The sequence below is a fragment of the Streptomyces sp. NPDC020489 genome (assembly GCF_044386545.1).
Taxonomy (GTDB): Bacteria; Actinomycetota; Actinomycetes; order Streptomycetales; family Streptomycetaceae; genus Streptomyces.
Genome location: NZ_JBIRUZ010000007.1, coordinates 366,208 through 384,986, shown reverse-complemented (window position 1 = coordinate 384,986; position 18,779 = coordinate 366,208). Strand labels below are relative to the sequence as shown.

Genomic DNA, 18,779 nt, shown 5'->3' with positions numbered 1-18,779 from the left:
GTGAATACTGCGGAAGCTGGAATTCCGTGCCGTTCGCCCCCGTTCAGACCGCCATCAGTGGAGCGTCCTTCTTCCACTTGAGGATCTTGTCGAAGCTCACCACGGCGCCGCCCCGGCCCGGCTTGTTGCCGATGTGGACGTGGTCGGCGAGTTCCCGGATCAGACAGAGCCCGCGGCCGTTCTCCGCCTCGCTGGGCGCGGGCCGCACCGCCGGGGAGGGCCGGCCGAAGCCCGGGCCGGAGTCGGCCACCTCGATACGGCACTTCTCGCCGTCCAGGTAGGCGGTGACGCGATACGCCTCGGAGGTGCCCTCGTGCCCGGCGTCCCCGCCGTGCTCGACGGCGTTCGCGCAGGCCTCGCTGAGGGCGACGGAGAGGTCGTAGGAGACGTCGGGGTCGACGCCCGCGGTCTCCATCGTGCCGAGCAGCAGCCGTCGGGCGAGCGGAACGCTCGCGGCTTCGCGGCGCAGATGGAGTGACCACCAGATGCTCATGCTCCAGCCTCCCGGCCGCGGCTCGACATACCGTTACGTATTGCCGCCCGTGGTCGTGTGTAAGCACACGGTTGACGTGACACCGCCCATATGGGCGATGCGTATCGGGCCGCCCATGGGGTATGTGGGTGCGTTTCGGATCAGAGGGTGATCTTTCGGTCGTACAACTCGTACGTCATCTAGTGGACCTGCCGTATGGCCGCCGTAGGGCCAGTGCGATGATGAGCCCGCCATGTCTGCCCCCCACCAGCGCACCGGAGCCGATCTCCGGCTCCCGCGGGCCGCGGTCTTCGCCGCGGTCTGTGTCGTGCTGGCCGCGGCCGGGCACACGATGGCCGCCTGCGCCGCCGTCCCGCTGTGGACGCTGGGCGCCGGGTTCCTCGGGGTCCTCGCGGTCGTGGCACCGCTCGCCGGGCGGGTGCGCTCGCTGCCGGGGACCGCGGCGCTGCTGACGGTCGGACAGACCGTGCTGCACGCCCTGTTCGGCCTGGGACAGCACGGCACGACGGCGCAGTCCTCCGTGTCGCCGACGTCGGGGATGCCGTCCATGGCGGCCACGGTCTCCGACGCCTCCCTGGTGGAGCAGGCCGCTCGGCTGGTCTGCGGGACCACCGCGGCCGCGATCAGCCCGGCCCAGGCGACCCGGATCCTCACCGAGGCACGCCTCTACCCGGACCCGGCACCGCACACGCGCCACGTGGCCGACACCGTGACCACCGGCTCGTCCACCGCGCTGCTGCCGTCCCTGCCGATGCTGCTCGGCCACGTTCTGGCGGCCCTCGCCGCCGGATGGCTGCTGCGCCACGGCGACCTGGCCCTGCTGCGCCTGAGCGAACTGTCGGCGCACGGGGTGGCCGAAGCGGCGCTCGTCCGGTCCCTGCGCGCAGCGCTCGCCCTGGTGCGCGCCCTGCGAGCCGGACTGCCGGGCGCCCCGGCCGCCGGCCCGCGTCCGCCGCGCACCGGCCTGCTCGCGCCGCCCGCGCCCCGCACCGCCGCGCTCCGGCACGCGGTGATCCGGCGCGGCCCGCCGGCCGCCGACGGTCTCGTCCTCGCCGCCTGACACGACGCGAGCCCCCGCTTCCCCGGGACACCGAGGAAGAGGCGCCGCCGTCGTGCGGCCACACACGCGCGTGCCCGTGTTCCGACCGATCGGGCACCTCCACGCGCGCGTGCCCCTCTTCACCTCCGGAAACCCAAACGAAGCAGGAGTGCTCCCTTTCATGAAGGCTTCTCGTCTCGCCGCCACCGGCGCCCTCGCCGCGGCCGCTGTCGTCGTCGTGTCCTCCCCCGCGTTCGCGCACGTCACCGTGCAGCCCGAGGGCACCGCCGCCAAGGGCGGTTACGCGGTCATCGACTTCAAGGTGCCCAACGAGCGCGACAACGCCTCGACGACCAAGCTCGAGGTCACCTTCCCCACCGACCACCCGCTGGCCTCCGCCATGCCCGAGCCGGTGAACGGCTGGGACATCAAGGTCACCAAGTCCACGCTGACCAAGCCCATCGAGCTGCACGGCAAGAAGATCTCCGAGGCCGTCTCCAAGATCACCTGGACCGCCGACGGCAAGGGCATCCAGCCGGGCTTCTTCGAGAAGTTCCCCGTCTCGGTGGGCACGCTGCCCGAGGACACGGACGAACTCACCTTCAAGGCGATCCAGACGTACTCCAACAAGGAGGTCGTCCGCTGGATCGAGGTCGAACAGGAGGGCCAGGAGGAGCCCGAGAACCCGGCCCCCGTGCTGGCGCTCTCGGCCGCCTCCGAGGACGGCCACCACGGCGGCGCGGCGGCCGACGAGGCCTCCGACGACAAGGACGACACCGACAAGGCCGCCACCGAGACGGCCGCCCCCGCCGACAGCAGCGACACCACCGCGCGCGTGCTCGGCGTCGTCGGCATCGCCCTCGGCGTGCTCGGCGTCGGGTACGGCGTCCTCGCCGGCCGTCGCCGCACCGGCGCCGACGCCTGAGGTCCACCCCGTCCGCGCGGTGCACCGGGGGCGCACACCCTGCCCGTACGCCCCCGGTGCACCCCGGAGCCCTCACATCTGGGACATTTCTCTATGCGCAAGAAGACGTTCGCCGCGGCCGCGCTGCTCGCCGCCGCCTCCCTGACCCTGACCGCCTGCGGCAGCGGTGACGACAGCGACTCGCCCGTCGCCGTGGTCTCCGAGGACAGCGGCCCCGACAAGGCCGCCACCATCCTCGACAAGCCGTTCGAGAAGCCGGACCTCGTCCTCACCGACACCACCGGCAAGAAGTACGACCTGCGCGAGCGGACCAAGGGCCGCCCGACGCTGATCTACTTCGGCTACACCAACTGCCCCGACGTCTGCCCGCTGACGATGAACAACATCGCCGTCGCCAAGAAGCAGCTCGACAAGGCCCAGCAGGACAAGCTGCGCGTCGTGTTCGTCACCACCGACCCCGAGCGGGACACCGCGAAGGAACTCGGCACCTGGCTCAAGGGCATCGACCCCCAGATCGTCGGCCTGACCGGCGACTTCGCCACCATCCAGGCCGGCGCCCGCACCCTCGGCATCTCCATCGAGCCGCCGCACAAGGACAAGAACGGCAAGATCGTCTCGACCCACGGCACCCAGGTCGTGGCGTTCTCCCCGAAGAACGACGGCGGATACGTCCTCTACGGCGAGGACGCCACCGTCGACGACTACACCAAGGACCTCCCCAAGCTCATCAAGGGAGAGAACCCGTGAGGTCCCCGGCGCTCCCCGCCCTGACCCTGGCCGGCGCCCTGGCCCTGGCCGGCTGCTCGGACTCCGCCGACCCGGGCGACGCCCACGCCGAACTGTCCGTCAGCGCCGCCTACATGCCCCAGCCGGTCTCCGACGACATGGCCGCGGGCTTCCTCACCCTCACCAACAGGGGCGGCACGAAGGCCGAACTGACCTCCGTCACCAGCGACCTCGGCGAGGTCACCGTCCACGAGACGGTCGACTCCGCGATGCGTGAGGTCAAGCGCCTCACCGTGCCCGCCCACGGTCGACTCGTGTTCAAGAGCGGCGGCAGCCACCTGATGTTCGAGAAACTGAAGCGGAAGCCGCAGCAGGGCGAGACGGTCTCCGTGGAGCTGCACTTCGCGCAGTCCGACCCGGTCACCGTCGCGATGCCGGTCAAGCCCGCCACGTACACCCCGAAGACCGGGCACTGAGGGAGGGACCACCTTGACGCAGACCATCGCCCCCCGCGTCCGGATCCTGGTACTGCTGCTCCTGGCGGCCACCGGACTGCTTCTCGCCGGTGCCGGACCGGCCTCCGCGCACGCCGCGCTCACCGGCAGCGACCCCCAGCAGGGGGTGGTGGTCGACAAGGCACCGACCCAGGTCTCGCTCACCTTCTCCGAGAAGGTCGCGATGTCCGAGGACTCCCTGCGGATCCTCGACCCCAAGGGCAAGCGCGTCGACAGCGGCAAGCCGTCCAACGTCAGCGGCACCACGTACTCCGTGGGACTGCACAGCGGACTGCCCGACGGCACCTACACCGTCACCTACCAGGTCGTCTCCGAGGACAGCCACCCGGTCGCCGGGGCCTACACCTTCTCCGTCGGCGCGCCGTCGAAGACGACCGTCTCGGTCTCCGGCGCGACCGCCGGCGGCGGGGTCGTCGGCTGGCTCTACGGCCTCGGACGCTACGTCTCCTACGCCGGGTTCATCGTCATGGTCGGCGGCGCCGCCTTCGTCCTGGCCTGCTGGCAGCGCGGCTCCGGCGTACGGGCCCTGCAACGGCTCGTCGTCGCCGGATGGCTCGCGCTCACCTCCGCCACGCTCGCGCTGCTGCTCCTGCGCGGCTCGTACACCGGCACCGGCAAGGTCGCGGACGTCTTCGACCTGGACCTGCTCGGCCAGGTCCTGCAGACCAAGACGGGCGCCTCCCTGGTCTCCCGGCTGCTGCTGCTCGCCGCCGCCGCGCTGTTCATCGCCGTGCTCTTCGGGGCGTACGACAAACGCGAGGGCCAGGAGAAGCGGGACCTCACCTTCGGGCTCGCGATCGGCGGCACCGTCGTGGCCGCCGGGCTCGCCGCGAGCTGGGCGATGGCCGAGCACGCCTCGACCGGGCTCCAGACCGCGATCGCGATGCCCGTCGACGTGGTGCACCTCCTGGCGGTCGCCGCCTGGCTGGGCGGGCTCACCGCGCTCCTGGTGAGTCTGTACCGGGCGGACACCCCGATCGAACGCACCGCCGTACGCCGTTTCTCGCGCCTCGCCTTCAGCAGCGTCCTCACCCTCGTCGCCACCGGCGTCTACCAGTCCTGGCGCCAGCTCGGCTCCTGGTCGGCCTTCACCGACACCACGTACGGGCAGCTGCTGCTCGTCAAGATCGGACTCGTGACGCTGTTGGTGGGCATCGCGTGGATCTCCCGACGGTGGACCGCGCGGCTGGCGGAGACGGGGTCGGCCGAGGGCGGGACGGATATGGAGTCCGCCCAGGAAAGGGCGGAGGCGGTGTCCGCGGAGGACGGGACGGACGCGGAGTCCGCCCAGGACGCGGACGCGGTGTCCGCCGAGGACGTGACCGACGCGGTGTCCGCCGAGGACCTGAGGAAGGGCTCGGCGTCGGAGCCTCGGCGGGCGGAGGAACGGGACTCCCGGCGGGCCGAGGAGCGGGAGCCGGAGCCGGCGCGGGAGCCTGCGCTGGAGCGGGAGCCCGCGCTGGAGCGGGAGCCCGCGCTGGAGCGGGAGCCCGCGCTGGAGCGGGAGCCCGCGCTGGAGCGGGAGCCCGCGCTGGAGCGGGAGAAGGAGCGCGTCGGCGCCGGGGCCGCGGGTGTGGACCCCGCCCGTGCCGCCCAGCTCGCCCGGCAGCGGGCCGCGGTCGACACGGCACGGCAGAAGCGGCAGCGGGACGCCGACCCCGGCCGGTTCGGGCTGCGCCGCTCGGTGCTCGCCGAGGCGAGCGTCGCCGTCGTCCTTCTCGCCATCACCACCGTGCTCACCCAGACCGAGCCGGGCCGTACCGAGGAGGAGGCCAAGGCGGCCACGTCGTCGTCCTCCTCCCCGGCCGACACCTCGTCCTCGGGCGCCCTGACGCTCGACATGCCGTTCGACACCGGCGGCGAGGACGGCAAGGGCATCGCGCGCATCGACATCGACCCCGCGCGCGTGGGCGCCAACCAGATGCACGTCTACGTGGAACGCCCCAACGGGCGCGGCTTCGACGTACCCGAGGTGAAGGTCTCCTTCACCCTGGAGTCCAAGGACATCGGGCCGCTGCCCGTCGCACCCGACCACATCACCACCGGTCACTGGGCGGCGAGCGGCATCCAGCTCCCCATGGCGGGCGACTGGAAGATCTCGGTGACCGTGCGGACCTCCGACATCGACCAGACCACCGTCTCCAAGAACGCGCAGATCGGCTGAACCACCATGGCTGACCAGTCCACCCCGGAGGCCCTCACTCCCGAGACGCCACGTGATGACGGCGCCTCGAAGACGGCCCCCCGTGAGGAGGGCGTCTCGCGGCGCCGGCTGCTCGGGACCGCCGGTGCCGCCGGGCTCGTCCTCGGCGCGGCCGGCGGGGCCGTCGGGTACGCCGCCCGGCCCGCCGAGGCCACCCCGCTGACGTCGGTCGGCGCGGACGAGGTGATGTTTCACGGGAAACATCAGCCCGGCATCCTCCAGGGCCTCCAGGCCCGCGGCCACCTCGTCGCCTTCGACCTGGCGGCCGGCGCGGGCCGCAAGGGCGCTGCCGCGCTGCTGCGCCGCTGGTCGGAGACGGCCAGGCGACTGATGGCCGGCGAGGCAACGGCCTCGAGGGACACGGACGTCGCCCGTGACGCCGGGCCCTGCTCGCTGACGATCACCTTCGGTTTCGGGCACAGCTTCTTCGCCCGGACCGGTCTGGAGAAGCAGCGCCCGGTCGCCCTGGACCCGCTGCCCGACTTCTCCTCCGACCACCTCGACAAGGCGCGCAGCAACGGCGACCTGTGGGTGCAGATCGGCGCGAACGACGCCCTGGTGGCCTTCCACGCGCTGCGCGCGATCCAGAAGGACGCCGTCGGCGCGGCCAAGGTCCGCTGGCAGATGAACGGCTTCAACCGCACCCCGGGCGCCACCGCCCACCCCATGACGGCCCGGAACCTGATGGGCCAGATCGACGGCACGCGCAACCCGAAGCCCAGCGAGTCCGACTTCGACCAGCGGATCTTCGTGCCCGCCTCCGGGACCCCGGCGTGGATGGCGAACGGTTCCTACGCCGTCGTCCGCCGGATCCGCATGCTCCTCGACGACTGGGAGCAGCTGTCGGTCGCCGAGCAGGAGAACGTCATCGGGCGCCGCAAGGCGAACGGGGCGCCGCTGTCCGGGGGTTCGGAGACGGCCGAGATGGACCTGGAGAAGACGGACTCCCGGGGCGACCTGGTGGTCCCGATCAACGCCCACGCGCGGATCACCCGGCCCGACCAGAACGGTGGCGCGGCGATGCTGCGGCGCCCGTTCTCCTTCCACGACGGCATCGACCCCGACGGGATGCCCGACGCGGGGCTGCTCTTCGTCTGCTGGCAGGCCGACCCACTGCGCGGCTTCGTCACCGTGCAGCGCAAGCTCGACCGCGGCGACGCCCTGTCCCGGTTCATCCGGCACGAGTCGAGCGGCCTGTTCGCGGTGCCCGGCGGGGCGGCGGAGGGGGAGTACGTGGGGCAGGGGTTGCTGGAGGGGTGAGGGCGGGTGGGGGGCGGGGGTCGCGGCGGTGGTGCGTACGGGCGGCGCGGGCCGCGAGAGCCGCGCGTACGGGCGGCGCGGGCCGCGAGAGCGAGGGCGGGAGGGCGCGCCCCTGTCCCGTTCACGCGAACGTCCGGGGCCGCCCGGGGTCACGCCGGTTCACTCAGCGGTGGGGCCGTGACAGGACGCGTGCCCCGGGTTTGGCAAGGCCCATTAGGGTGAGGTCATGCCAGCGAGCTACGCGTATCTCGGCCCCGAGGGCACCTTCACCGAGGTCGCCCTGCGCACCCTTCCCGAGACGGCCACCCGGGAGCTGATCCCGTACGTGTCCGTGCAGTCCGCGCTCGACGCGGTCCGCGCGGGTGAGGCCGAGGCCGCGTTCGTGCCGATCGAGAACTCCGTCGAGGGCGGCATCACCACCACCCTCGACGAGCTGGTCGCGGGCACCCCGCTGATGATCTACCGCGAGGTGCTGCTGTCGATCACCTTCGCCCTGCTCGTCCGGCCCGGCACCGCGCTGTCGGAGATCAAGACGGTCTCCGCCCACCCGGCCGCCCAGCCCCAGGTGCGCAACTGGCTGAAGAAGAACCTCCCGGACGTCCACTGGGAGTCCGCCGCCTCCAACGCGGACGCCGCCCGACTGGTCCAGGAGGGCCAGTACGACGCCGCCTTCGCCGGGGAGTTCGCCGCCGCGCGGTACGGCCTGGAGGCGCTGGAGACGGGGATCCACGACGCGGAGAACGCGCAGACCCGTTTCGTGCTGGTCGGCAGGCCGGCCCGGCCCGCGGCCCCCACCGGCGCCGACAAGACCTCCGTGGTGCTGTGGCAGCGTGACGACCACCCCGGTGGCCTGCGCGACCTGCTCGGCGAGTTCGCCACCCGCGGCATCAACCTGACGGTGCTCCAGTCCCGGCCCACCGGTGCCGGCATCGGCAACTACTGCTTCTGCATCGACGCCGAGGGCCATATCTCCGACCGCCGGGTCGCCGAGGCCCTGATGGGGCTCAAGCGGATCTGCCTCGATGTGCGGTTCCTCGGTTCGTACCCGCGTGCCGATGTGACCGCGGCCGATGTGCGGGCGCCCCTGCGCGGGACCTCGGACGAGGAGTTCGTGGCGGCGGCGGACTGGGTGGCGCGCTGCCAGGACGGACGCTTCTAGCCCGTCCCGCCCGGTTCAGGGAGCGTTGCCGCCCTCGTCAGGGAGCGTTTCCGGCATCGTCGGGCGGCGTTTCCGGCGTGGTCGGGCGGCGTTCGCGACGTCGTGGGGGAGCGTTTCCGTCCGTTCCTACCTGCATATTTTAGTTATCCACAGGAGTTATCCACAGGCTGGCATCTCGACCTGGGGACAAGTCGACACGGAAGTGCCACCTAGTCGACAAATCGGCCTACAGCACCCAACCTCGTCCACAGCCCCACAGGTCACCCTTCGTCCACCTGTTTCCCTCGATCAATCCTTTGGAGCGACCCATTTCCACCCGAAAGTGGGCGCAGAGAGGGTTTGGCCGGGGAATTTCTCGTCCCGCACACCCGAATCGGAATGATCGACTCCGGCGTCCACAGATCTTTCGCACAGGCTGTGGATAACTCATTCGGGTTGTGGATTGCTGTGGATGGAGACGTCTCCAAGTCCCGTTCTCCGCAAGGGATTCCGGTCAACGCGGCGCCCGGAACCTGATCCGTTCCAGGGAGTGGACCGCCCCATATTGACACGGCACGCAATTCCCCCATAACGGTATGTAAGGCGTAGTTCGGAATAGTGAGTCGTGGGCCCTCACCAGGCACCGGTAGCCTTGGCCGCGTGATTGACCTTCGCCTGCTCCGTGAGGACCCCGACCGAGTGCGCGCCTCGCAGCGCGCCCGTGGAGAGGACGTCGCGCTCGTCGACGCCCTCCTGTCTGCCGACGAGCGGCGCAGGTCGTCCGGCGTCCGCTTCGACGAGCTGCGTTCCGAGCAGAAGGCGCTCGGCAAGCTCATCCCCAAGGCCACTCCGGAGGAGCGCGCCGAGCTGCTCCAGAAGGCGGAGCAGCTCAAGGCCGACGTCAAGGCCGCCGAGGCCGCGCAGAACGACGCCGACGAGGAGACCAAGCGCCTCGCCCTCCAGCTCGGCAACCTCGTCCACCCCGACGTCCCCGTCGGCGGCGAGGAGGACTTCGTCGTCCTGGAGACGCACGGCACCATCCGCGACTTCGGCGCCGAGGGCTTCGAGCCCAAGGACCACCTGGAGCTCGGCGAGGCGCTGGGCGCCATCGACGTCGAGCGCGGCGCGAAGGTCTCCGGCTCGCGCTTCTACTACCTCACCGGCGTCGGCGCGCTCCTGGAGCTCGCCCTGGTCAACGCGGCGATCGCCCAGGCCACCGAGGCCGGCTTCATCCCGATGCTCACCCCCGCGCTGGTCCGCCCGCGCGCCATGGAGGGCACCGGCTTCCTCGGCCAGGCCGCGGAGAACGTGTACCACCTGGAGAAGGACGACTACTACCTGGTCGGCACCTCCGAGGTCCCGCTCGCCGCGTACCACATGGACGAGATCATCGAGGCCGACAAGCTGCCGCTGCGCTACGCCGGCTTCTCGCCGTGCTTCCGCCGCGAGGCCGGTACCTACGGCAAGGACACGCGCGGCATCTTCCGCGTGCACCAGTTCGACAAGGTCGAGATGTTCTCGTACGTCGCCCCCGAGGACGCCGAGAACGAGCACAAGCGGCTCCTGGACTGGGAGAAGCAGTGGCTGACCGGCCTGGAGCTGCCCTTCCAGGTCATCGACGTGGCCTCGGGCGACCTGGGCGCCTCCGCCTCCCGCAAGTACGACTGCGAGGCGTGGATCCCGACCCAGGGCAAGTACCGCGAGCTGACCTCGGCCTCCAACTGCGACAGCTTCCAGGCCCGCCGCCTGTCGGTGCGCCAGCGCGACGGCAAGAAGGTCCAGCCGCTCGCGACGCTGAACGGCACGCTGTGCGCCGTACCGCGCACGATCGTGGCGCTCCTTGAGAACCACCAGCAGGCCGACGGCACCGTGTACGTGCCGCCGGTGCTGCGTCCGTACCTGGGCGGGCGGGACGTGCTCGAGCCGGTCGCCAAGTGACCGCGCCCTTCCCCTACCGGCTGATCGCGACCGACCTCGACGGAACGCTGCTGCGCTCCGACGAGTCGGTCTCGCAGCGCACCCGTGACGCCCTCGCGGCGGCGACCGAGGCCGGTGCGGCGCACATCGTCGTCACCGGCCGCGCGGTGCCGTGGACGCGGCACATCCTCGACGACCTCGGCTACGACGGCCTCGCGGTCTGCGGACAGGGCGCGCAGGTCTACCACGCCGGCGAGCACCGCCTGCTGACGTCCGTGACCCTGGACCGGCAGCTGGCGGGGGTCGCCCTCGCGAAGATCGAGGCGGAGGTCGGGCCGCTGTACCTCGCGGCGAGCCGGGACGGGCTGGAGGGTGAGGTGCTGGTGGGGCAGGGCTACGCGCTCACCGGCGAGCTGCCCGCGACTCCGTTCACGGACCCGGCGGATCTGTGGTCCGCCCCGCTGAACAAGATCTACATACAGCATCCTCAGCTGTCCGACGACGAGCTGGCGGAGGCCTCGCGGCAGGCCGCCGGTGGCTTCGTGACGGTCGCGATGGCCGGTGCGGGCATCGTCGAACTGCTTCCGCTGGGCCTGTCGAAGGCGACGGGGCTGTCGCTGGCCGCGCGCCGGCTGGGGGTGAAGGCCGCGGACACGATCGCCTTCGGCGACATGCCGAACGACATCCCGATGTTCGGGTGGGCGGCCCGGGGTGTGGCCATGGCCAACGCGCACGAGGAGCTGAAGGCGGTGGCCGACGAGGTGACGTCCTCGAACGAGGAGGACGGGATCGCGGTGGTCGTGGAGCGTCTGCTGGGTTGAGGTCGTGGGGCGACTGCGGGCCGTTCGTGGCTGGTCGCGCGGTGCCCCGCGCCCCTTGGGTGGGTCCGGTCCCGCGTGTTTCGACGTGTTGCGGAGGATGCACGGATCGAACGTGCGCGGGGTTTCCCCCGACCACGGCTTAGCAAGCCGGTGCCTTGCCACTCGGCCAATCCTCCGGGTGGGCGGCCCACGCGAGAGCGACGTCGCGTGCTCGAAGCGGCCGCCCGGGCAGTGCCCGTGCGCGGGTTCGACGGTGGCGTAACTACACCGGAACCCGCCGCGGACTGCCCTGCAGGGTGCTCGACAGACTGTCGTGCATGGACATCGCCGAACACCTCCCCAGTCGATGGCGCCGGATCATCCCGGCCTCGTGGACACAACCATCCTGCCCGTAGGCCGAGTTGGGCGCCACCGAATAAAAGAGCCGTACGACTGCGTCAGCGCCGCCACCACTTGCGGCGCGCCTTGCTGAAGAACCAGCCCGCGGGCGGCTCGTCGGAGCGCCACGGCTGCGGCTCGGGCTCCTCGGCGCGCCAGCGGGCCGCGAGCATGCGGGCCCGGGCGGACGGCTCGGAGGTCTCCGCGGAGCGTATGAAGGCCTCGTCCAGGACGAGGTCGTCCCAGGTGTCGTCCCCGGACCGGGCCCGAGCGTCGTCGTGCGCGTCCGCCATCCCCGTTCCTCCCAGCAGGTGCGTCCCCGAAGTCCCAGTGTGGCCGGACAGAGGTCAAGCCCCCGTCAACAAGCGGGTGGTGCGGGCAGCCCGCCCGGCGACTGCACCGGGCGGGCTGCCCGCCCGGGAGGGCTACTCCTCGCCCGCCAGTTTCAGCGTCCGCAGCTTCTGGCCCGCGTACCAGGTCGCGAGGACCGTCACCAGGACAAGGAGCACCGTCGCCGTCGGCAGTCCGACGTCCGAGGTGACCAACTCGCCGCCGGCGACCTTGTGGGCCACGGCCAGCGACCACTGCTGGACGCTGAGCGTGCGCGCCCCGGCGACCAGGGAACCGAACAGGGCCTCCCAGACCAGGGCGTAGACCAGGCCGAAGACCACCGCGTGCCGGGACACCGTGCCCAGCAGCAGGAACAGCGCGGCGTAGGCGATGGAGGAGACCAGCGCGGCGACCGTGTAGGCGACGGCGATCTGCTGGCCGTTGCCGTTGAGGATGAAGCCCGCGATCAGGGTCGGCAGGGCCGAGAAGACCATCGTGACCGCGATCGCGACGATCAGCTTGGTGAAGATGATCGTGGGGCGTTTGATCGGCTTGGACAGCAGGTACACCACCGAGCCGTCGTCGATCTCCGGGCCGATCGCGCCGGTGCCGGCGATGACGCCGATGATCGGCACCATCGTGGCGAGCGCGAGTCCGCCGAGGAGGTCGGAGGCCGTCTGGTCGTCGGCGCCGACCAGGGCGCGCACGATCACCGCGATCACGATCAGCAGGACGGGCAGGGCGCCCAGGATGAGGGCCCGGCGCCGACCGAGCAGGGCCCGGTAGGTGAGTCGGGCGACTGTGGGGTCGTACATCTTGGGCCTCCTACGCCGCGACCAGGTACGAGAACACGGACTCGAGGGACTCGTCGGACGGCGAGACCGTGAGCAGCCGGATGCCGTGGTCGCGGGCGACCTTGGGCAGCAGCGTGGTGAAGCGGCCGAAGTCGACGGCCTGGACGCGCAACGCGCCCTCCGCCAGGTCGACCTCGATACCGGCCGTCGACGGGTCCGCGATCAGCGCGGCCGCGAGGGCGCGGTCGTCGCTGGAACGCACCAGGTAGCGGTGCGGGCGGTCCGTCATCAGGCGGCGGATCTTGCGGAAGTCGCCGCTGGCCGCGTGCCGGCCGGCCACCACGACCTCGATGTGCCAGGCGAGTTGCTCGACCTCTTCGAGGATGTGGGACGAGAACAAAACCGTGCGGCCCTCGTCGCCCATGCGCCGCAGCAGGTCCATCAACTGCATGCGCTGGCGCGGGTCCATGCCGTTGAAGGGCTCGTCGAGCAGGAGCAGGGAGGGGTCGTGGACCAGGGCGGACGCCATCTTCACGCGCTGGCGCATGCCCTTGGAGTACGTCTGGATCTTGCGGTCCTGCGCGTACTCCATCTCCACCGTGGCCAGCGCCTTCTGGGCGGCCTTGGCGCCCAGACCGTGCAACTCGGCGTTGGCGACGACGAATTCGCGGCCGGTGAGGAAGTCGTACATCGCCTCGCGCTCGGGGACGATGCCGATGTGCCGGTAGATCGCCTCGTTGCGCCACACCTGCTCGCCGTCGAGGGTGACGGTGCCGGTGGAGGGGGCGAGGAAGCCGCCCATCATGTTGATCAGGGTGGACTTCCCGGCGCCGTTGGGGCCGAGCAGGCCCGTGACACCGGGGCCGATCGTCATGGTGATGTCGTTGACGGCGACCACGTTGCCGAACCAGCGGGAGACGTGGTCGATCTGGAGCGTGGTCACAGTCCCACCTTCTTGTAGCGGCGGATCAGCAGGCCGTAGCAGGCGGCGACGAGGCCGACAACGGCCAGGACGTAGACCACGCCCTCACCGTTCGACGGGCCGACGCCGCCCGGGAACGCCGAGCTCGCGCCGAGGAACGCGCTCTGGAGTCCGTCGATGAGCGTGACCGGCGAGAACAGTCCGATCCACGGAATGGCGCTGCTGCTGCCCTGGACGTCGGCGATGGCCTGGAGGGTGGAGACCGCGCCGTAGGAGATGGTCATGACGGCGATCACGGCCGCGATGCCGAAGCCGCGGCGCGGGGTGACCGAGGCGATGACCAGGCCGAGTCCGGCGAACAGCAGGGAGAGCAGTGCCACGGAGACGAGTCCTTGCGCGAACCCCTTGGTCTGGTCGGCGAAGTCCAGTTTGGCCAGCAGCGCGCCGACGTAGAGCACCAGCAGCGGGGCCGCGGTCAGGATGAACAGGGCCGAGGCCAGCGCCGCGTACTTCGCGCGGACGTAGTCGGCGGTCTCGATCGGCCGGGAGAAGTACAGCGGCACGGTCTTGAAGCGCAGGTCGCGCGAGACGGACTGCGGTGCCTGGGAGGCGACGTAGAGGCTGATGACGGCCTGCATGACGATCGCGTAGCGCGTGTAGTCGACGGGCAGGTCGTTGGCCTTGGTGGCGACCGCGACGGCCACCATGATGGCCGCTGGCACGCACATCACCACGAACAGCAGCATCGGCAGCACCTTCGACTTCACCGACCGGCCGAGGCCGTAGGCGCCGCGCAGGGACTGCGAGTAGAGCGAGCGGGTGGCGTAGGAACGGCCGAGGCGCGGGCCGTCGTAGGTGCGGTAGCCGATGTTGTGGATGCGGGTCTGGTCGCCCTGGGTCCCGGCTACGGGGTGCTCAACTGCCATGGCCGACGGCCTCCTTCCGCTGCTCGTTGGTGTCCTGGTCGTCCGTGAAGACCTCGGAGATGTGGTGCCGGCGCTGCTCCATGCGCACCAGGCCGAGACCGAGGTCGGCGACCGTGTCCCGGACGACGTCGTAGGTCTCCTCGCCCTGCGCGGTCAGCAGCAGGATGTGGCCGGCGCCCGGCAGGGCACGGTTGGCGTCGAGAACCTCCACCCCGCGCGCGTGGAGCGCTTCGCGCACCGCGCGGGTGCCGTCGGGGTGCGCGTCGGTGTCGGTGACCTCGATCGCGAGGGTGGTCGTGGTCTGGGTGAAGTCGATGGTGGAGCTGGAGCGCAGCAGCTTGCCGCCGTCGACGACGACGACGTGGTCGCAGGTGCGTTCCAGTTCGCCCAGCAGGTGCGAGGTGACCAGGACCGAGATGCCGAAGTCGGTGTGGATGCGCCGGATGAGGCCCAGCATGTCGTCGCGGCCCACCGGGTCCAGGCCGTTGGTCGGCTCGTCCAGGAAGACCAGCTGCGGGTCGTGGACCAGGGCCTGGGCCAGCTTCACGCGCTGCTTCATGCCGGTCGAGTAGCCGCCGATGGGGCGGTAGCGCTCCTCGTAGAGCCCCACGTGGCGCAGGGTGTCCGCGGTGCGCTCGCGGGCCGCGGCGGGCGGCAGCCCTGACATGCGCGCCATGTGGACGACGAACTCGGTCGCCGAGACGTCGGGCGGCAGGCAGTCGTGCTCCGGCATGTACCCGACGCGCTCACGGATGGCACCGCCCTCGGTGGCGACGTCGAGTCCGAGGACCTCGGCGCGGCCCTCCGTGGCGGGGGACAGACCCAGCAGGATCTTGATCAAGGTGGACTTGCCGGCTCCGTTGGCGCCGACGAGCCCGGTCACACCGGGTCCGACGTCGACGGAGAGCCGGTCCAGCGCGGTCACCCGGGGGAACCGCTTGCTCAGGCTTTCGGTCGCGATCACAGTCACGTCCTAGACGGTAGTGACGCGGACCACGCCGGTCGTCACACCCCAGAGCTGTCTTGGGGTCAGCCTCCAGGCGTACGGGCCCGTAGGGGATGCCATGCCTGAGGGCTACGCGGCGGGTTGTCCACAGGCCGGCACCCCCTATTGACGCTGACTCCAACGACTGTCACATTCGCTGATGTCACGTTACGGACACGTAGCGCAGTCGCGAACTGCCGCAGGTGCGGCGCTGGACGGAGGGCTAGTGACGCTGCCGGGGCGAGGGCGCAGGAAGGGCACGGGGAGGGCGCGCGCAGAGGCGACCGGGGCAAGGCTCGAGGGCGCACGCGAACGCCGGATACGCACCGGCGGCATCGAGCTGTGCGTCGCGGAACTCGGGGACCCGTCCCGGCCGACGGTCGTCCTGGTGCACGGCTACCCGGACAGCAAGGAGGTGTGGTCGCAGGTCGCCGCACGGCTCGCGGACCGCTTCCACGTCGTGCTCTACGACGTCCGGGGCCACGGCCGCTCGACCGCACCGCGTCCGCTGCGGGGCGGGTTCACCCTGGAGAAGCTGACGGACGACTTCCTCGCCGTCGCGGACGCGGTCAGCCCCGGCCGGCCCGTGCACCTCGTCGGGCACGACTGGGGCTCGGTACAGGGCTGGGAGTTCGCCACCGTCCGCCGCACCGAGGGACGCATCGCCTCCTTCACCTCGATGTCCGGACCGTCCCTGGACCACTTCGGACACTGGATCGACAGCCGCGTACGGCGCCCCACCCCCCGCCGGGTCGGCCAGCTCCTCAGCCAGGGCGCCAAGTCCTGGTACGTGTACGCCCTGCACACGCCCGTACTGCCCGAACTCGCCTGGCGCGGCCCCCTCGGCAAGGCGTGGCCGCGCCTCCTGGAGCGCGCGGAGCGGATCCCCCGCGGCGACTACCCGACCGCGTCCCTGCCGACGGACGCGGCCCACGGGGCATGGCTGTACCGCGACAACGTACGGGCCCGGCTGCGCCGCCCGCGCGACGACGCGTACGCGCACGCGCCCGTGCAGCTCATCACGCCCCTGGACGACGCCTTCCTCTCCGAGCGGCTCTACGACGACCTGGAGCAGTGGGTCCCGCAGCTGACCCGGCGCACCCTCCAGGCCCGGCACTGGGTACCGCGCACCCGGCCCGACCTGCTGGCCTCCTGGATCGGCGAGTTCGTGACGTCCGTCGAAGGCGGCGGACCCCGACCCGCCACCGTCACCGGCAAGTACGCCGACCGCTTCGGCGGACAGCTGGTGCTGGTCACCGGCGCGGGCAGCGGCATCGGACGGGCCACCGCGTACGCCTTCGCGGAGGCCGGCGCGCGCGTGGTCGCCGTCGACCGGGACCCGGAGTCCGCGGCCCAGACCGCCGAGATGTCCCGCCTGCTCGGCTCCCCCGCGTCCTGGGCCGAGACGGTCGACGTCTCCGACGAACAGGCCATGGAGAAACTCGCCGCGAAGGTCGCCGCCGAGTACGGCGTGGTGGACGTCCTGGTGAACAACGCCGGCATCGGTCTGGGCGGCTCCTTCCTCGACACCACCCCCGAGGACTGGAAGAAGGTCCTCGACGTCAACCTGTGGGGCGTCATCCACGGCTGCCGGCTGTTCGGCGGGCAGATGGCCGCACGCGGCCAGGGCGGCCACATCGTCAACACCGCCTCGGCTGCGGCCTACCAGCCCTCCAAGGCACTGCCCGCCTACAGCACCTCCAAGGCCGCGGTGCTGATGCTCAGCGAGTGCCTGCGCGCGGAGCTGGCCGGACAGGGGATCGGGGTGAGCGCGATCTGCCCCGGCTTCGTCAACACCAACATCACCTCGACCGCGCGATTCGCCGGGGTCGACGCCGACGAGGAGAAGCGGCGCCAGAAGAAGAGCGCGCGGCTGTACCGGCTGCGCAACTACCCGCCGGAGAAGGTCGCCGACGCGATCCTGCGCGCGGTCGTGCGCAACGAGGCGGTGGTGCCGGTCACACCCGAGGCCCGCGCGGCCCACCTGCTGTCCCGGTTCGCACCCCGGGCCCTGCGGGCGATCGCCCGGGTGGAGCCACCGCTGTGAGGTGGGGGGTGGTCGGGGCGTGGTGAGGGGTGGGGTGGTCGTGGTGAGGTGCGGGGTGGTCGTGGCGTGGTGAGGTGCGGGGTGGGGTGGCGTGGGGCGGGGGTTCGGTGAGGTGGCGCAGGGCCCGACGGGCAGTGGGGGGCACGGCTCGACGGGTAGCGGGGCGGGCGGTCCGACGGGCAGCGGGGGGCACGGCCCGACGGGCAGCTGGGCGGACAGCCCGACCGGCAGCTGGGCGGACAGCCCGACCGGCAGCGTGGGGCACAGCCCCGCCCGTAGCGCGGGGGCCGCTGCGACCGGCGGACCGGGAGACGGCCCAACCGGCGGTGTGCCGGACGCGCGGATGAGCCGCCCCCACGACGCGCCACCGCTCCGGATCGAGGACCTCGCCCACCTCAGCGGCACCACCGTCCGCACCATCCGCGCCTACCAGGACCGCGGCCTCCTCCCCCGCCCCGAGCGCCACGGCCGCGCCAACCTCTACTCCGACGCCCACCTCGTCCGCCTGCGCCAGATCGCCGACCTCCTCGACCGCGGCTACACCCTGGCCGCCATCAGGGACCTCCTGGAGGCCTGGGACACGGGCCGCGGCCTGGGCGGGGTGCTGGGACTGGTCGCCGAGGTCGACGGGCCGTGGAGCGACGAGGAGGCGGTACGGATCTCGCGCGCCGAGCTGGAGGAGCAGTTCGGCGGCACGCCCGACGACGCGGCGATCGCCGACGCCGTGGAACTCGGCGTACTGGAGCCGGTGCCCGGTGACGGGGACCACTTCGTCGTGCCGAGCCCTCAAGAGCTGGCCGTGGCCGTCGAGTTGCATGGCGCAGGGGTGCCGCTGTCCGCGATCTCTGGCCATCTGCGGGAGTTGAGGGGGCAGGTCGAGCACATCGCCGCCCGTTTCCTGGAGTTCACCACCGAGCACGTCTTCGCCCGCTACCTCGACGGTCCCCACCTTCCGAGCGACGCCGACGCCGCCGAGGCGGCCTTGCTCGTCCGCCGCCTGCGGCCTCTCGCCCAGCAGACGGTGGACGCGGAACTCGCGCGCGCCATGCGCCTGTTGGCGGTGCGGCAGCTGCGTGGGCGGCTGGGGGATGGTGAGGGCGGGGTAGACCGGGTTGGGTCACGTTCTGTGACGTTGCCCGAGGAGACAATTCGGGCGGTTGAGGGGCTGGTTGGGGCGGAGGGGGTGGCAGAGTTCGTGTCGTTGGCTGCTGAACGGGAGGTGCGGGCACGGGGGTTGGACGCGCTCACGTCAAAGTGGCGCCCCCCGGCTGATCTTGACGAAGAGGGCTGACACGGGGGTGAGTTGTCCACAGAAACGCCAAGTAGCCTGTGGATAACTACAGTTGGTTGTGGATCAAAC

At 71.5% G+C, this 18,779-nt stretch carries 17 protein-coding genes and 1 tRNA gene; 11 read left to right on the top strand and 7 right to left on the bottom strand.

The annotated features are described in order from the left end of the window. Nucleotides 1–43: 43 nt before the first annotated feature. A complete protein-coding gene (locus ACH41F_RS21485) occupies nt 44–493 on the bottom strand; it encodes an ATP-binding protein (protein WP_391233550.1) in 450 nt (149 codons plus the stop codon). Between the two features lie 232 nt (nt 494–725). Here ACH41F_RS21485 and ACH41F_RS21480 point away from each other — a divergent pair, with 232 nt between their 5' ends. The 9 genes from ACH41F_RS21480 to ACH41F_RS21440 all read left to right on the top strand — a co-directional run bounded on the left by ACH41F_RS21480 (nt 726) and on the right by ACH41F_RS21440 (nt 11,037). Then, nucleotides 726–1,553, top strand: a complete 828-nt coding sequence (locus tag ACH41F_RS21480; RefSeq protein WP_391233549.1) for a hypothetical protein — start codon at nt 726–728, stop codon at nt 1,551–1,553. A gap of 160 nt (nt 1,554–1,713) precedes the next feature. After that, nucleotides 1,714–2,457 (top strand): DUF1775 domain-containing protein, encoded by a 744-nt coding sequence (locus ACH41F_RS21475; protein ID WP_391233548.1) that lies wholly within the window; start codon nt 1,714–1,716, stop codon nt 2,455–2,457. A gap of 93 nt (nt 2,458–2,550) precedes the next feature. Next, nucleotides 2,551–3,204 (top strand): SCO family protein, encoded by a 654-nt coding sequence (locus ACH41F_RS21470; protein ID WP_391233547.1) that lies wholly within the window; start codon nt 2,551–2,553, stop codon nt 3,202–3,204. Continuing rightward, nucleotides 3,201–3,659 carry a copper chaperone PCu(A)C gene (locus ACH41F_RS21465; protein WP_391233546.1) on the top strand — a complete coding sequence of 153 codons (459 nt, stop codon included), beginning with the start codon at nt 3,201–3,203 and terminating at the stop codon, nt 3,657–3,659. The genes ACH41F_RS21470 and ACH41F_RS21465 overlap by 4 nt, the downstream gene beginning before the upstream one ends. Nucleotides 3,660–3,672: 13 nt before the next feature. Further along, the gene (locus tag ACH41F_RS21460; protein WP_398836951.1) at nt 3,673–5,862 is read left to right on the top strand and encodes a copper resistance protein CopC; all 2,190 of its coding nucleotides are present in this window, start codon (nt 3,673–3,675) and stop codon (nt 5,860–5,862) included. A gap of 6 nt (nt 5,863–5,868) precedes the next feature. Continuing rightward, the gene (gene efeB / locus ACH41F_RS21455) at nt 5,869–7,161 is read left to right on the top strand and encodes an iron uptake transporter deferrochelatase/peroxidase subunit (protein ID WP_391233544.1); all 1,293 of its coding nucleotides are present in this window, start codon (nt 5,869–5,871) and stop codon (nt 7,159–7,161) included. 226 nt (nt 7,162–7,387) lie between these two features. Beyond that, nucleotides 7,388–8,320 (top strand): prephenate dehydratase, encoded by a 933-nt coding sequence (gene pheA, locus ACH41F_RS21450; protein WP_391233543.1) that lies wholly within the window; start codon nt 7,388–7,390, stop codon nt 8,318–8,320. 639 nt (nt 8,321–8,959) lie between these two features. Further along, nucleotides 8,960–10,237 (top strand): serine--tRNA ligase, encoded by a 1,278-nt coding sequence (gene serS, locus ACH41F_RS21445; protein ID WP_391233542.1) that lies wholly within the window; start codon nt 8,960–8,962, stop codon nt 10,235–10,237. Then, nucleotides 10,234–11,037, top strand: coding sequence for a Cof-type HAD-IIB family hydrolase (locus ACH41F_RS21440; RefSeq protein ID WP_391233541.1), 804 nt, complete (start codon nt 10,234–10,236; stop codon nt 11,035–11,037). Before serS ends, ACH41F_RS21440 begins: the two co-directional genes overlap by 4 nt. Nucleotides 11,038–11,128: 91 nt before the next feature. Here the strand turns inward: ACH41F_RS21440 and ACH41F_RS21435 are convergent. From ACH41F_RS21435 to ACH41F_RS21410, 6 genes are all read right to left on the bottom strand, one after another. Further along, nucleotides 11,129–11,213 (bottom strand) — tRNA-Ser (locus ACH41F_RS21435). Between the two features lie 261 nt (nt 11,214–11,474). Next, nucleotides 11,475–11,708, bottom strand: coding sequence for a hypothetical protein (locus tag ACH41F_RS21430; protein WP_391233540.1), 234 nt, complete (start codon nt 11,706–11,708; stop codon nt 11,475–11,477). 132 nt (nt 11,709–11,840) lie between these two features. Further along, nucleotides 11,841–12,560, bottom strand: a complete 720-nt coding sequence (locus tag ACH41F_RS21425; protein ID WP_391233539.1) for an ABC transporter permease subunit — start codon at nt 12,558–12,560, stop codon at nt 11,841–11,843. A gap of 10 nt (nt 12,561–12,570) precedes the next feature. Next, on the bottom strand, nt 12,571–13,482 hold the full coding sequence (locus ACH41F_RS21420) for an ATP-binding cassette domain-containing protein (RefSeq protein WP_391233538.1): 912 nt from the start codon (nt 13,480–13,482) through the stop codon (nt 12,571–12,573). After that, entirely contained in the window at nt 13,479–14,387 is a 909-nt protein-coding gene (locus tag ACH41F_RS21415; RefSeq protein WP_391233537.1) for an ABC transporter permease, read from the bottom strand. The genes ACH41F_RS21420 and ACH41F_RS21415 overlap by 4 nt, the downstream gene beginning before the upstream one ends. Continuing rightward, nucleotides 14,377–15,351 (bottom strand): ATP-binding cassette domain-containing protein, encoded by a 975-nt coding sequence (locus ACH41F_RS21410; RefSeq protein WP_391233666.1) that lies wholly within the window; start codon nt 15,349–15,351, stop codon nt 14,377–14,379. The genes ACH41F_RS21415 and ACH41F_RS21410 overlap by 11 nt, the downstream gene beginning before the upstream one ends. Nucleotides 15,352–15,691: 340 nt before the next feature. Between ACH41F_RS21410 and ACH41F_RS21405 the strand changes: the two genes are divergently transcribed. Both ACH41F_RS21405 and ACH41F_RS21400 read left to right on the top strand, forming a co-directional pair. After that, nucleotides 15,692–17,419, top strand: a complete 1,728-nt coding sequence (locus tag ACH41F_RS21405) for an SDR family oxidoreductase (protein WP_398837049.1) — start codon at nt 15,692–15,694, stop codon at nt 17,417–17,419. 343 nt (nt 17,420–17,762) lie between these two features. Then, nucleotides 17,763–18,710, top strand: coding sequence for a MerR family transcriptional regulator (locus tag ACH41F_RS21400; protein ID WP_391233536.1), 948 nt, complete (start codon nt 17,763–17,765; stop codon nt 18,708–18,710). The last annotated feature ends 69 nt before the right edge of the window (nt 18,711–18,779 follow it).

Bases quoted from the DNA above. Each gene is read 5' to 3' on its own strand.
- ACH41F_RS21485 (WP_391233550.1), bottom strand. From the start codon at position 493: ATGAGCATCTGGTGGTCACTCCATCTGCGCCGCGAAGCCGCGAGCGTT.
- ACH41F_RS21480 (WP_391233549.1), top strand. From the start codon at position 726: ATGTCTGCCCCCCACCAGCGCACCGGAGCCGATCTCCGGCTCCCGCGG.
- ACH41F_RS21475 (WP_391233548.1), top strand. From the start codon at position 1,714: ATGAAGGCTTCTCGTCTCGCCGCCACCGGCGCCCTCGCCGCGGCCGCT.
- ACH41F_RS21470 (WP_391233547.1), top strand. From the start codon at position 2,551: ATGCGCAAGAAGACGTTCGCCGCGGCCGCGCTGCTCGCCGCCGCCTCC.
- efeB (WP_391233544.1), top strand. From the start codon at position 5,869: ATGGCTGACCAGTCCACCCCGGAGGCCCTCACTCCCGAGACGCCACGT.
- pheA (WP_391233543.1), top strand. From the start codon at position 7,388: ATGCCAGCGAGCTACGCGTATCTCGGCCCCGAGGGCACCTTCACCGAG.
- ACH41F_RS21430 (WP_391233540.1), bottom strand. From the start codon at position 11,708: ATGGCGGACGCGCACGACGACGCTCGGGCCCGGTCCGGGGACGACACC.
- ACH41F_RS21425 (WP_391233539.1), bottom strand. From the start codon at position 12,560: ATGTACGACCCCACAGTCGCCCGACTCACCTACCGGGCCCTGCTCGGT.
- ACH41F_RS21415 (WP_391233537.1), bottom strand. From the start codon at position 14,387: ATGGCAGTTGAGCACCCCGTAGCCGGGACCCAGGGCGACCAGACCCGC.
- ACH41F_RS21400 (WP_391233536.1), top strand. From the start codon at position 17,763: ATGAGCCGCCCCCACGACGCGCCACCGCTCCGGATCGAGGACCTCGCC.